General features: G+C 71.5%; 12 protein-coding genes. 8 read left to right on the plus strand and 4 right to left on the minus strand.

Annotated features, from left to right (window positions below):
* Positions 1-27: 27 nt before the first annotated feature.
* The 3 genes from AB0H87_RS12640 (at position 28) to AB0H87_RS12650 (ending at position 2,488) form a co-directional block, all read left to right on the plus strand.
* The gene (locus AB0H87_RS12640) at positions 28-369 is read left to right on the plus strand and encodes an antibiotic biosynthesis monooxygenase family protein (RefSeq protein ID WP_360143286.1); all 342 of its coding nucleotides are present in this window, start codon (positions 28-30) and stop codon (positions 367-369) included.
* A gap of 25 nt (positions 370-394) precedes the next feature.
* Complete coding sequence (locus AB0H87_RS12645) at positions 395-1,012, plus strand: hypothetical protein (protein WP_360143288.1); 618 nt, start codon at positions 395-397, stop codon at positions 1,010-1,012.
* 105 nt (positions 1,013-1,117) lie between these two features.
* Positions 1,118-2,488 (plus strand): glycine--tRNA ligase, encoded by a 1,371-nt coding sequence (locus AB0H87_RS12650; RefSeq protein WP_360143290.1) that lies wholly within the window; start codon positions 1,118-1,120, stop codon positions 2,486-2,488.
* On the opposite strand, the gene AB0H87_RS12655 is transcribed toward AB0H87_RS12650, so the two are convergent.
* Both AB0H87_RS12655 and AB0H87_RS12660 read right to left on the minus strand, forming a co-directional pair.
* A complete protein-coding gene (locus AB0H87_RS12655) occupies positions 2,467-3,651 on the minus strand; it encodes a DUF6236 family protein (protein ID WP_360143292.1) in 1,185 nt (394 codons plus the stop codon). The two genes, AB0H87_RS12650 and AB0H87_RS12655, sit on opposite strands and share 22 nt — an antisense overlap.
* 4 nt (positions 3,652-3,655) lie before the next feature.
* Complete coding sequence (locus AB0H87_RS12660; RefSeq protein ID WP_360143294.1) at positions 3,656-4,081, minus strand: XdhC family protein; 426 nt, start codon at positions 4,079-4,081, stop codon at positions 3,656-3,658.
* Positions 4,082-4,194: 113 nt separating this feature from the next.
* On the opposite strand from AB0H87_RS12660, the gene AB0H87_RS12665 reads away from it, so the two are divergent.
* Both AB0H87_RS12665 and AB0H87_RS12670 read left to right on the plus strand, forming a co-directional pair.
* A complete protein-coding gene (locus AB0H87_RS12665; RefSeq protein WP_360143296.1) occupies positions 4,195-4,389 on the plus strand; it encodes a hypothetical protein in 195 nt (64 codons plus the stop codon).
* 154 nt (positions 4,390-4,543) lie between these two features.
* Positions 4,544-5,593: an acyltransferase gene (locus tag AB0H87_RS12670; protein WP_360143298.1), complete on the plus strand. Its 1,050-nt coding sequence runs from the start codon at positions 4,544-4,546 to the stop codon at positions 5,591-5,593.
* On the opposite strand, the gene paaK is transcribed toward AB0H87_RS12670, so the two are convergent.
* Positions 5,590-6,864, minus strand: a complete 1,275-nt coding sequence (gene paaK, locus AB0H87_RS12675) for a phenylacetate--CoA ligase PaaK (protein ID WP_360143300.1) — start codon at positions 6,862-6,864, stop codon at positions 5,590-5,592. The genes AB0H87_RS12670 and paaK overlap by 4 nt on opposite strands.
* Positions 6,865-6,898: 34 nt before the next feature.
* Positions 6,899-7,216: a DUF4287 domain-containing protein gene (locus AB0H87_RS12680; protein ID WP_360143302.1), complete on the minus strand. Its 318-nt coding sequence runs from the start codon at positions 7,214-7,216 to the stop codon at positions 6,899-6,901.
* 275 nt (positions 7,217-7,491) lie between these two features.
* Here AB0H87_RS12680 and AB0H87_RS12685 point away from each other — a divergent pair, with 275 nt between their 5' ends.
* The 3 genes from AB0H87_RS12685 to AB0H87_RS12695 form a co-directional block, all read left to right on the plus strand.
* On the plus strand, positions 7,492-10,242 hold the full coding sequence (locus tag AB0H87_RS12685) for a M14 family zinc carboxypeptidase (protein WP_360143304.1): 2,751 nt from the start codon (positions 7,492-7,494) through the stop codon (positions 10,240-10,242).
* Between the two features lie 148 nt (positions 10,243-10,390).
* Positions 10,391-11,575 (plus strand): FIST N-terminal domain-containing protein, encoded by a 1,185-nt coding sequence (locus tag AB0H87_RS12690; protein ID WP_360143306.1) that lies wholly within the window; start codon positions 10,391-10,393, stop codon positions 11,573-11,575.
* Positions 11,576-11,582: 7 nt separating this feature from the next.
* Positions 11,583-12,306, plus strand: a 724-nt coding sequence (locus AB0H87_RS12695; RefSeq protein ID WP_360143308.1) for a hypothetical protein, incomplete at its 3' end; no start/stop codon positions are given.

Genomic DNA, 12,306 nt, shown 5'->3' on the forward strand with positions numbered 1-12,306 from the left:
GCCGACACTCTACGAGGAGGTTCGTCCGTGCTGGTCGTCAACCGGTTCGTGGTGGCCGAGGAGGCCGCCGACGGGTTCACCGAGCGGGCCCACGCCGCCCTCGCGGCGCTCGCCGCCCGCCCCGGCTACCGGTCCGGGCAACTCGTCCGTGGGCTCGACGACCCGACCGCCTGGTGCCTGGTCACCGAGTGGGAGTCGGTGGGCACCTACCGGCGGGCGCTGGGCGCGTTCGACGTGAAGGTGCACGCGACGCCGCTGCTGGCCGAGTCGCTGGACGAGCCGTCCGCGTTCGAGCCGCTGGCCACCGCCGAGCCGGGCGGTGCCGTGTCGGTCATGGCCAGCGACCGGTCGGTAGGGCCCGGGCGATGAGCCTGGCCGCACTACGCTTGCGGACATGAACCCGACGTCCGGCCCGCCGGAGATCCCACCCGGCCTGCCGCCTTCGGGCTTCCCCGCGCCCGCCTCGCCACCCCTGTCCGGGCCGCCGGCTCCGGCCGGGCCCCCGGTGCCCGTTTCCGATCCGCTGCCGCCCCCGTTGCCGCCGCGTGGGCCGGGCGTCGTCCCGCCGTTCGCGGCGCCGCCCACCGAGGGCCGCACCAACCGGCTCTGGCTCGGGATCGGCGCGGCCGGCCTGTTCGTGCTGCTCTGCTGCGGTGGCGGCATCGCCGCGCTGACCGGCCTCGGCGTCTTCGGCTTCCGGGCGATCGACGAACGGGCGCGGGTCGTTGTCACCGACTACGTCGACGCGCTGGAGCGGGCCGAGTACGGCGAGGCGTACGCGCTGCTCTGCGACGACCGGCAGCGGCAGCAGTCGCCGGACGACTTCGCGGCGACCGAGTCGCTGGCGCCGCGGATCGACTCGTTCCACGTGCGCAAGACCCAGACCTCCACCGAGGACGTCATCGTGCCGGTCGACGTCACCTACCAGTCCGGGTCCACGTCGACGGTGCGTTTCGTCCTCGCGCAGGACACCGGGACGGGCGAGTTCGAGGTCTGCGGCGTCACCGACTAATCTCGGTCGCGGTCGCCCGGCGGGTAACCGTACCGTCGAGTGGTCGTTTGTGTGTCTGTCCCTTTGCCGCCCCCGCCGACCGCCAGTCGGCGTAGGAGAGATCCCATGCCAGCCGATCGCATCGACGCCATTGTCAGCCTCGCCAAGCGCCGGGGCTTCGTCTTCCCCTCCAGCGAGATCTACGGAGGCACCCGGTCGGCGTGGGACTACGGTCCACTCGGCGTGGAGCTCAAGGAGAACGTCCGCCGAGCGTGGTGGCGTGCCATGGTGCAGGAGCGCGACGACATCGTCGGCCTCGACTCCGCCGTCGTCCTCGCCCGTGACGTGTGGGCCGCCTCCGGCCACCTCGGCGAGTTCGTCGACCCCCTGACCGAGTGCCAGTCGTGCCACAAGCGGTTCCGGGCCGACCACCTCGAGGAGGCGTTCGAGGCCAAGCACGACCGCCCGCCGACCGGCCTGTCGGAGGTCAACTGCCCGAACTGCGGCGTGAAGGGCGCGTTCACCGAGCCGCGGATGTTCAACGGGCTGATGAAGACCTACCTCGGCCCGGTGGAGAACGACGAGGGCCTGCACTACCTGCGGCCCGAGACCGCGCAGGGCATCTTCATCAACTACAACAACGTGGCGACCGCGGCGCGCAAGAAGCCGCCGTTCGGTGTCGCGCAGGTCGGCAAGTCGTTCCGCAACGAGATCACGCCGGGCAACTTCATCTTCCGCACGCGCGAGTTCGAGCAGATGGAGATGGAGTTCTTCGTCGAGCCGGGCTCCGACGAGAAGTGGCACGAGTACTGGCTGCAGGAGCGCTGGAACTGGTACCGCGACCTCGGCCTGTCGGAGGCCAACCTGCGGTTCTACGAGCACCCGAAGGAGAAGCTGTCGCACTACTCGAAGCGGACGGTCGACATCGAGTACCGCTTCCAGTTCGGTGGTACGGAGTTCGCTGAGCTCGAGGGCATCGCCAACCGCACCGACTTCGACCTGAACACGCACTCCAAGCACTCGGGCGTCGATCTGTCCTACTTCGACCCCGAGAAGAAGGAGCGGTGGGTCCCGTACGTGATCGAGCCCGCCGCCGGCCTCACCCGGGCCGTGCTGGCGTTCCTGCTCGAGGCGTACGACGAGGACGAGGCGCCCAACACCAAGGGCGGCGTCGACAAGCGCACGGTGCTGCGCTTCGACAAGCGCCTGGCGCCGGTCAAGGTGGCGGTGCTGCCGCTGTCGCGCAACCCGGAGCTGTCGCCGAAGGCCCGCGACCTGGCGGCGCTGCTGCGCAAGCGCTGGGTCGTGGAGTTCGACGACTCGCAGGCGATCGGCCGGCGCTACCGACGGCAGGACGAGATCGGCACGCCCTACTGCGTGACGGTCGACTTCGACACCCTGACCGACGACGCGGTGACGGTCCGGGACCGCGACACGATGACGCAGGAGCGGGTGTCGCTGGGCCAGATCGAGCGCTACCTGCTCGAGCGGCTGTAGGCCCGGATCCGGTCCAACAGGGAGCGTCCCGTGAGGTCGCGTCCCGCGGCGAGCAGGTAGGCGACGGGCGAGGTCCGGGCCCGTTGCCGGTGTTCGCGGATCCGGCCCGTCAGATAGGGCAGCACGGTCATCGCGACCGCCGTCCCGGCCACCGCCAGGTGACCGCCGGCGGCGGCCGCACCGCCGACGATCGTGCCGGCGGCGGCGGGCACGTCGACCTTGAGACCGAGCACGCCGACGGTCGAGTCGATGCCCATGCCCCGCAGCGCGCCACGCAGGTCGTCCAACTGTGGGCGGGTCCTGCTCCGGTAGACGGCTTCGAGGTGTGCGTGGGCGATGCCGGGGCTCTCCACGGCGGCGATCCGGGCGAGCTCAGGCCCGAGGTCGGCGACGTGGGCGCGGAAGGCGGACAGCTCGGCGGTGTACCGGTCGCGGAACGCGATCAGCTTGTCGACCGGGACCGCGGCGAGCCGGTGGGGCCGCAGCACGGCTTCCAGCGCCACGTGGAGGTAGGCTACGTCCGCCTCGTCCCGGGCCGGTGCCGGCGGCGCGTCGGCCAGCAGCAGGTCGACGGCCTGGTCGAGAGCGCCGACGGCGCGATGCATGCGGGGGTCGTCGGTCGCCGGCGACAGCAGGTCGGCGCGGGAGACCGCGTCGGCGAGGCAGGCGGTGTAGACCGCGCCGAGCGTCGGGTGCAGGCCGAGCCAGGTGCCGTAGGACCGGTCCCGCTCGACGGCGAGACCGCGCTCGACGAGGGCGTCCCGCAGGATCACCGTGACCTTGGTGAGGTGCGGTCCGGTGTGGATCCAGAACCGGCCGGGTTCGGTCCCGTCGTCGAGGTTGTCCCGTGGTGGCAGCTGCGAGACCGGCGTCGCGTACCCGGCGCGGACCGCGCGGGAGCCGTAGCGTTCGACGAGCTGGTCGGAGTGCTCCGACAGGATCCGCAGAAACGTCGTGGAGACGCGGTGGACGGCGGGCATGGACGGCTGCGCGTCGGTGAGGAAGTCGGTCTCCGCGGCGATCCGCCGCACGACGTCGCTGTCCTGGTCCGAGATCGCCGTGGACCGGATCCGGACCATGCGGTCCCAGGTCAGCAGCGCGAGCTTGACCCAGTCGTCGTCCTGGAAGTGCATCCAGGGGTAGTAGAGGGCGAGCGCGCTCATCGGGTCAGAACTCGAAGCCGCCCGGGCGGGTGTTGCGGTCGGCGATGAGGCCCGCCAGCGTGGCGACGGCGATCTCGGCCGGGGTGCGGGAGCCGATGTTGAGGCCGATCGGCCGGTGGACGCGGGCGATCTCGTCGTCGGCGACGCCCAGGTCGCGCAGGGCCTTGATGTGCGGGCCCTCGTGGCGGGGGTTGCCCATCAGGCCGATCCACCGGGTCTGCCCGGCCAGCGCGTCACGCAGCACCGCACCCAGCTCGCCGCGGTGGTGGTCGCAGACGACGACGTCGGTGTTGCCGTCGAGGCCGGCGGCGTCCACCGTGGACACGGTGCCGTCGGCGTGCTCGGTCGGCGCCAGTTTCGTCGGGTCCGGCTCGACCAGCACGGTGCGGTAGCCGAGGTCGAGCGCGTAGCGCAGCAGCTGCGCCGACACCGGCGAGGCGAAGGACCGTCGAGGCGCGACTGCCCGCCGCGCCGGCGGACCGGCCGACCCTGCTCCCCTGGACCGGCTGGGCGCTGCGCCTCGACGACCTGCTGATCACCCGGATGATGGAGATCACGGTGCACAGCGACGACCTCGCGGTCAGCGTGGGCGTGCCGACCCCGGTCTTCCCGGCGCGGGTCCTGACGCCCGTGTTGGGCCTGCTCACGGAGCTGTCGGTGGCCCGCTACGGCCAGACCGCCGTGCTGCGCGGCCTGAGCCGCCGCGAGCGCGCGCCGGAGACGATCTCGGCTCTCTGACATTCGGTTACGGCTCGTTCGGTCGCGATAAAGAACCCGGAGAGCCGTCGCCCGACAGGGGTACGAACGCCCACAGACGCAAAGCGGCCACCGCTACCGTCGGCCGGTGACCGTGAGAGGGGACGGCTGGGTCGGGCCGCCACGCCATCGGACCGTGACTGCCACGGCGCCCGTGCCGCAGCCGTCCATGGTGGACACCGACAGCCGGGACCGCTGGTTCGACCTGCTGCGCGCCGCCGCCCTCGTGCGGGTGGTGCTCTACCACCTGTTCCCGGTGGCCTGGCTGGGCCTGGGCTTCCCCGCCATGGGCGTGATGTTCGCGCTCGGCGGCTCGCTGATGGCCCGCTCGGTCGACCGCTCGGTGACCCGCGCGGTCCGCAGTCGCCTGCGCCGGCTCCTGCCGGCCCTGTGGGTGCTCGCCGCGGTGGTCGTACCCGCGATGCTCGTCTTCGGTTGGGACGACAAGCCCGGTTGGCCGACGCTCCTGTTGTGGCTGCTGCCGGTCGCCGACCCACCGTCGACCGAGTGGGCCGAGCCCGTCAGCGGCATCCTCTGGTACCTGGTCACCTACCTCTGGCTGGTGGTCCTCTCCCCTGCCCTGCTCGCCCTCTACCGCAAAGCCCGCCTTTTCACCGCACTCGCCCCGCTGGTCCTGCTGCCGCTCTACCAGCTCGCCCCCTGGCCGTTCGGTGACCGCTCCGCCTCGGTGGTCGAGAACGTGCTGACCTTCGCCGCCTGCTGGGTGCTCGGCTTCGCGCACCGCGACGGCGACCTACGCCGGCTGAGGTTCCCGCTGGTCCTGGCCGTGTCCGTGATCACCACGAGCGCCGCGATCGGCTGGGCGGTCACCGACGGCACCGACCTGGAGGACAGCCCGGTGGCGTACGCGATCTACTCGATCGGTTTCGTGCTCGTCCTGCTGCGCCTGGCGCCAAGAATGGACTGGCTCGCCCGCCATCGCCGAACTGACAAGACGGTGACCCTGCTCAACTCGCGCGCGGTGACCATCTACCTGTGGAACAACGCCGCGATCACCGCCGCGTTCCCACTAGGCGACCTGCTGCACGTGTGGGTGGTCGGCGACACCGTGGCCGAGGTCGGCTACACCGCGATCGCCCTCTGGCTGCTCGCGCTGATCGTCATACACGTCGGCTGGGTGGAGGACCTGGCGGCCCGTCGCCGCCCGCGCTTGTTGCCCATCTAGCGGTTGTCGACGATCCGGCGCATCTTGCCCATCGACCGCTCGACCTGGTCGGGCTCCAGCACCTCGACCGCGATCGTCACGCCGATCCGCTCCTTGACCGTCGACGCCAGCGCAGTCGCGGCCGCCGCGGCGCGGTCCGGCGCCGCCTCCGGCCGCCGCTCGACCCGCACCGCCAGCTCGTCGAGGCGACCCGAGCGGGTCAGCACGCACTGGAAATGCGGCGACAGCTCGGGCGTACCCAGGATGAGCTCCTCGATCTGGGTCGGGAACAGGTTGACGCCGCGCACGATCATCATGTCGTCGGTGCGCCCGGTGATCTTCGCCATCCGGCGCATCGGCCGCGCGGTGCCGGGCAGCAGCCGGGTCAGGTCGCGGGTGCGGTAGCGGATCACCGGCATCGCCTGCTTGGTCAGCGACGTGAACACCAGCTCGCCGAAGGAGCCGTCGGGCAGCACCGCACCGGTCAGCGGGTCGATGATCTCCGGGTAGAAGTGGTCCTCCCAGATGTGCGGGCCGTCCTTGGTCTCCACGCACTCGTTGGCCACGCCCGGGCCCATGACCTCGGAGAGGCCGTAGATGTCGACGGCGTCGATGCCGAGCCGCTCCTCGATCTCGCGGCGCATGTCCTCGGTCCACGGCTCCGCGCCGAGGATGCCGGTGCGCAGCGAGGTCGACCGCGGGTCGACGCCCTGCCGCTCCATCTCGTCGACGATCGCGAGCAGGTAGCTGGGCGTCACCATGATGATCGACGGCTGGAAGTCCTGGATGAGCATCACCTGGCGCGCCGTCATGCCGCCCGACACCGGCACGACCGTGCAGCCGAGCTCCTCCGCGCCGTAGTGGGCACCGAGGCCGCCCGTGAACAGGCCGTAGCCGTACGCCACGTGCACGATGTCGCCCGGGTTTCCGCCGGAGGCCCGGATCGACCGCGCCATCAGGCGAGCCCAGGTGGCGATGTCGTCCTTCGTGTAGCCGACCACCGTCGGCCGACCGGTCGTGCCCGACGAGGCGTGCACCCGCACCACCTGCTCGCGCGGCACGGCGAACATCCCGAAGGGGTAGTTGGCCCGCAGGTCGTCCTTGGCGGTCGTCGGGAACCGCGCGAGGTCGTCGAGGGTCTTCAGGTCGTCCGGGTGTACGCCGGCCGCGTCGAAGGTCGACCGGTAGTGCGGGACGTTGTCGTACGCGTGCCGCACCGACCACTGGAGCCTTTCCAGCTGGAGGGAGCGCAGCTCGTCGACCGACGCCCGCTCGATGGGTTCAAGCGGCATGCCGCTCAGCATGCCACTGCGGCCCCTCCGGAGCCTATGCCGGCCGGCTGGCCTTGCCGTCGAGCCACAGCAGGTCGGACGCGTCACCGTGGGAGCCCGCCCGGCCGACGTGCTTCGTCGAGATCCGCGGACCGTTCTTGATGACGTGGACCAGCGCCATCGCGTGGCCCCGGCCGAGGCCGTAGTCGTCGCGCAGCCACTCGACGATGACGGCCGCCTTCACCGCGGGCGCCTCGAAGCCCTTGGCATGGGCCTCCGCGACGAGCTGGCGCGGGGTCCTGCCGGTCTTGTCCTCGACGGCGTCGAGGTAGGCCTGGAACGACATGTCGGTCTCCTTCAGGTTGGTCTCCACCGACGCAGCGAACGGGCCACCTCGGTTTCGACATCCGGCGCGAAGATTTTTTCTGCCGCCGGCCCGGCGATCGTCCACGGTAGACTTCGTCCGGTTTCGCTGGTAAATAGTGCTATTCGCTGCGGTAAATGGGTTCGGTCATTCGGATGTTGACCATGGAGAATGCCAGGTCATAGGCTCCTTTTGCCTTTCACTCCACCTTTCCGGGAAGGGAAGCGGGTTTAATGCGACTACCGAACCGCGCGAAACGGCTTGCGGGTGCAGCGACTGCGCTGTTGCTCGCCGGCACGTTGCCGCTGCTCAACGGTGCCCCAGCGGGCGCGAACCCCCCTCGGCCAGCCTGTGACCCCAACCCACAGGCCCGCCTCGCCGACGTACCGAGCCCGGAGGCGTTCCTCGGCTTCCCGCTCGGCAACGGCCAGCAGCGGGTCGTCACCAACGACGAGATCCGGCGCTACGTGGCCGCGGTCGACGCCGCGTCGGACCGCGTGACGACGGGGACGGTGGCCACGAGCGTCACGGGGCAGCCGCTGCCGTACGCGATCGTCTCCGACCCGTCCCACGTGACCAGGTCGGGTCTTGCCAAGATCGCTGAAGACATCCGCGACCTGCGCGACCCGCGCACGATGGCGGCCTCGAAGGCGGCCCGGATCGCGCACGACGACCCGGCCATCGTCTACATCGCGGGCAACGTGCACGGTGGTGAGACCAGCGGCGCCGACGCGGCGCTGAAGTCGCTGTACGAGCTCGCCGCCGGCCTGTCCTGCGACGTGCGCGACCGCAACGACAACCTGCTGACCGTCATCATCCCGACGCAGAACCCGGACGGCCGCGCCGCCAACCGGCGGCAGAACGAGTACGGCTTCGACCTGAACCGCGACTGGTTCGCCCGGACCCAGCCGGAGACCGACGGCAAGATCGAGCTGCTCCGCAAGTACCCGCCGCAGGTCTTCGTCGACGCGCACGAGATGGGCGGCTCGCGCTACTTCTTCCCGCCGAACGCCGACCCGATCCACCACGAGATCGCCAGCGAGCCGGTCGACTGGATCAACCGGATCGGCGAGGCCAACAAGGCCGGCTTCGGCTTCAACGGCGGCTGCGTCACGCCGCAGGACACCGAGTGCTGGTTCAACTACGAGCGCTACGACCTGTTCTACATGGGTTACGGCGACACCGTGCCGGCCGCGGGCTTCGGTGCCGCGGGCATGACCTACGAGAAGGGCAGCTCGTCACCGACCGCCAACCGCGTGCAGCAGCAGTTCAACACGCAGTGGTCGACGATCGGCTGGGCCTCGGCCAACAAGCGCGAGGTGCTCAACGGCTACTTCAAGGTCTGGACCGACGCGCTCGCCGAAGGCAGGGCGGGCACGCTCGAGCCCAACGAGGTCGTGCAGCCCGACAACACCGTGCAGTTCCCGGTGCCGGACATCAAGGTCAAGTCGTACTTCCTGCTCCCCGACCGCCAGCTCGCCGACGTGCGCCGGCTGGTCGAGCGGCTGCGCGCGATGGACGTCGAGGTCTACGAGGTCAAGGAGCCGGTCACGGTGCCGTCGGCGCACGTGTTCGGCGGGCGCAGCGCCAGCAACGTGACGGTGCCGAAGGGCGCCTACTGGATCCCGATGGCACAGCCGCAGAAGCACTGGATCCAGGCGACGCTGGGCGAGGACCCGTACGCGCCGTTCCCGTACTTCTACGACGTGTCCTCCTGGAGCAACCCGCTGCTGATGGGCATCGACACCATCTACACCGGCGACGACCTGAAGCCGAAGGTGCAGCGGGTGGCCCGCCCGGCCGGCGGCAAGGCGGCCAACGCGCCCAAGGGCGGCTCCTACCAGTACCGGCTCGACTCGGCCGGCGGCGCGGAGTTCACCTTCGCCCTGCTCGGCGCCGGCGTCGCCGTCAGCCGCGACGCCGCGACCAACCTGGCCACGTTCCCCGAGGCCGGCCTGACGAAGGCGCTCGACGACCGGGCCCTCGGCCTCGGCGTCACGCTGTCCGCCAACCGCAAGCCGCCGGTCGGCTCGCCGGTCGCCCAGCCCGACCTCGGCCTGTTCCGTGGCACGGGCGTCTCCACCACCTCCGGCTCCTACGGCGAGGCGCGGTACGTCCTCGGCGCCCGCTGGGGCCTCGACCTCAAGCCGGTCACCACGGCCGACATCAACGACAACACCGCCGCCTTCACCGGGCGCACGGTGCTGCTCGTGCCGGACGGCAGCAGCGCGACCGGTGGCCTGACCGCCGCCGGCCAGCAGAACCTGCGCAACTGGGTGGCCGCCGGCAACACCTACATCGGGTTGCGCAACGAGGGCACTCGGGTGGCCCGGGCGGCCGGGCTCACCTCGACGACCGAGGTCGTCCTGCCGGACGGCAACGAGTACACGGTGATCGGCTCGCACTTCCGGGTGGACGTCGACCACGCCAGCCCGGTGGCCGCCGGTCGCCCGGCCGAGGACTTCCAGTTCAACAACGACGACCCGATCATCACCGCCAGCACCACGGGCACCAACGTCGTCACGTACCCCACGGACGACACCTTCTGGCACAACGGCTACACCGTCGAGGAGTACCGGCTCAAGGGCACCGCGGCCGTGGTCGACGAGCCGACGGGTGCCGGCCGGGCGGTGCTGTTCTCGTTCAACCCGCTGTTCCGGGCCTACAACGAGAGCGGCATCCAGATGCTGGCCAACGCCGTCCTCTACCCGGCCGGCCAGCCGGCGGCGGCGCGCAGGGCGGCACCGGCCACCGTCGACCCGGCCCGGGCCGCCGCGGCGGCCGCACCGGCGCCGGAGAACCTGGGCGGCGAATGGCGCCCGATCGCGATCACCGTCGCGGCGGGTGACCAGGCGCGGGCCCAGGCGGTGGTGGACCGCTACACGGGCACCGCGCGGGTGAGCCAGGCCGGCGGGAAGGCCCGGTTCGTGATCCCCAACCCCGAGGGCCTGCAGGCCGACGAGCACCCGTACCTCCGCGACCTGGTCAGCGACCTGCGCGCGGCGGGCATACCGCTCAAGTCGGTCGTGGGCTAGTCGGTGCCCGGTTAGCGCCCGGTGGTTCCGGCTCTGTCGGAACCACCGGGCATCTCCCGTTATGACCACGGCCACTGCGGTCACCCCTGAAGGCGAACTCCCCTCGCCACTACAATCGGTGGTTGTCCGAGCACACACGCGTGTGGGGGTGAGGGCACTGAGCAGCAACAGTGCTGTCAGCGGCGTCGGCACCGGAAGCGGCGCCGACACGCGACTGGCCGCCGAAGCGGCGGTCGACGAGGCATTCCGCCCATTGGCGGGCCAAGAGCCCGACCTGGTGCTGGTGTACGCCTCTGTCCGGTATGACCTGCCGACGGTCCTGAAGACCGTCAGCGCGGCCGCCGGCTCGGCGGTGATCGCCGGCGCCACGACGTCCGGCCAGTTCGAGGGCGGCCGGCTGATCGAGCCGGGTGACGGCATCGCCGTGCTGGCGCTCGCCGGCGGCGGCTACCGGTTCGGCCTCGGCCACGCCACGGGCGTCCAGGCCGACGCCACCCGGGCCGGGCGGGCGCTCGCCCGGGCGGCGCTGGACGCCGCCGGGCCGGTGCGCTCGCCGCACGAGGCCGTCCTGGTGTTCTCCGACGGCCTGGCTGGCGACCAGCAGGAGCTGCTCAACGGCATCCACAAGGTCACCGGCTTCCAGATTCCCGTGGTCGGCGGGGCGGCCGCCGACGACCGGAGCCTGGCCGAGACGTTCGTGTTCGCCGGCGACCGGGTCCTGCGGGACGCCGCGGTGGCGGTCTGGATCGGCTCCGACCGTCCGCTGCGTGTCGCGGGCGGGCACGGCTGGCGCCCGACGAGCCTCCCGCTGATGCTCAGCGGCGTCGACGGGCAGGTCGTCAAGGAGCTGGGCGGGCGGCCGGCGCGCGAGGTCTTCTGGGAGAACTTCCGGCCGCGCGGCGGGGTCGACACCAAGCTCTACAAGAAGGCCGGCGGCTACCACTCCGAGCACGCGTTCGGGCTCATCCAGCCCGACGGCTCGCTGCTGATCCGCGGGGCCTTCATCGACAGCGACGGCAACCTGCGGACGTTCTCGCCGATGCCGCCCTACTCCGCGGTCCAGGTGGTGTCCTGCGAGCCCGACGACCTCCTGGAGGTCGGCGAGCAGGTCGTCGACTCCGTCGTCCGTGACGAGGAGGCCTCGGTGGTGCTGGTCTTCGACTGCGTGGCCCGGCTCGACATCCTGGGCGAGCGCGGTCACGAGGAGGTACGCCGGCTGCAGACGGCCGCCCGCGGCGCGCGGACGTTCGGCTACTACACCTACGGCGAGTTCGCCCGGACCACGGGTGTCGCCGGCTACCACAACGCCACGATCGCGGCGTTGGCGCTCTGACCGGCCGATGGTCGCGTACGGGGACCCGCAGGCACCCCGCTTCGAGTCCGAGGCGGAGTCGCTGCGGGCTGCCCTCTCGCGGGCCGAGGGCGCGGCCGCGGCCGCCTACCGGGACACCGCCCGGCTGATCCGGCTGCTGACCGTCATCGGCACGCCGTCGTCGCCGGGCCGGCTGATCGACCGCACGCTGACGGTGCTCTCGGAGGTGTTCGCGGCCGACGTCGTGTGCATAGCCGAGGCCATCGAGGACCGGTTGTTCGTCACGGCGTCCTGCGGGCTGCCCGAGGACGACCCGGCGTTCACCACCGGCTGGGCGGTCGGCCCGACGGCGCGCCGGGTGATCAACTCCGGCAGTGCCGCGGCCCGGCACGGCGTGCCGGGCGAAGACCTGCCGCCGCCGCTGCGCGACCTGACCGGCTCGTCGGCGGCCTGGATACCCCTGTCCGGCGTGGGTTCGGAGTACGCCGGCGACCTGCTCATCCTCTACCGCACCGGCGGCGACCTGTTCACGCCGGCCGACCTGCAGGTGCTGCTCTCGATGGCCTACCGGATGTACTCGGCCGTCGAGGCGCGCGAACGCGGCTCCGCCATCGAGCGGCTCGCGCAGGCGGGTCCGGGGCTCGCCCAGCACCTCGACGTCGGCTCGCTGCTCGACGACGCGGTGCTGCTGCTGCGCGAGCTGACCGGCACCGACTCCACCTGGATCCTGACCGTCCGCGACGAGCTGGCCG

It is taken from the genome of Asanoa sp. NPDC050611 (genome assembly GCF_040654855.1).
Lineage (GTDB): Bacteria > Actinomycetota > Actinomycetes > Mycobacteriales > Micromonosporaceae > Asanoa.

Excerpts from the sequence above, each read along its gene's own strand:
- AB0H87_RS12650 (WP_360143290.1), top strand. The coding sequence starts at position 1,118 with ATGCCAGCCGATCGCATCGACGCCATTGTCAGCCTCGCCAAGCGCCGG.
- AB0H87_RS12645 (WP_360143288.1), top strand. The coding sequence starts at position 395 with ATGAACCCGACGTCCGGCCCGCCGGAGATCCCACCCGGCCTGCCGCCT.
- AB0H87_RS12665 (WP_360143296.1), top strand. The coding sequence starts at position 4,195 with ATGATGGAGATCACGGTGCACAGCGACGACCTCGCGGTCAGCGTGGGC.
- paaK (WP_360143300.1), bottom strand. The coding sequence starts at position 6,864 with ATGCCGCTTGAACCCATCGAGCGGGCGTCGGTCGACGAGCTGCGCTCC.
- AB0H87_RS12655 (WP_360143292.1), bottom strand. The coding sequence starts at position 3,651 with ATGAGCGCGCTCGCCCTCTACTACCCCTGGATGCACTTCCAGGACGAC.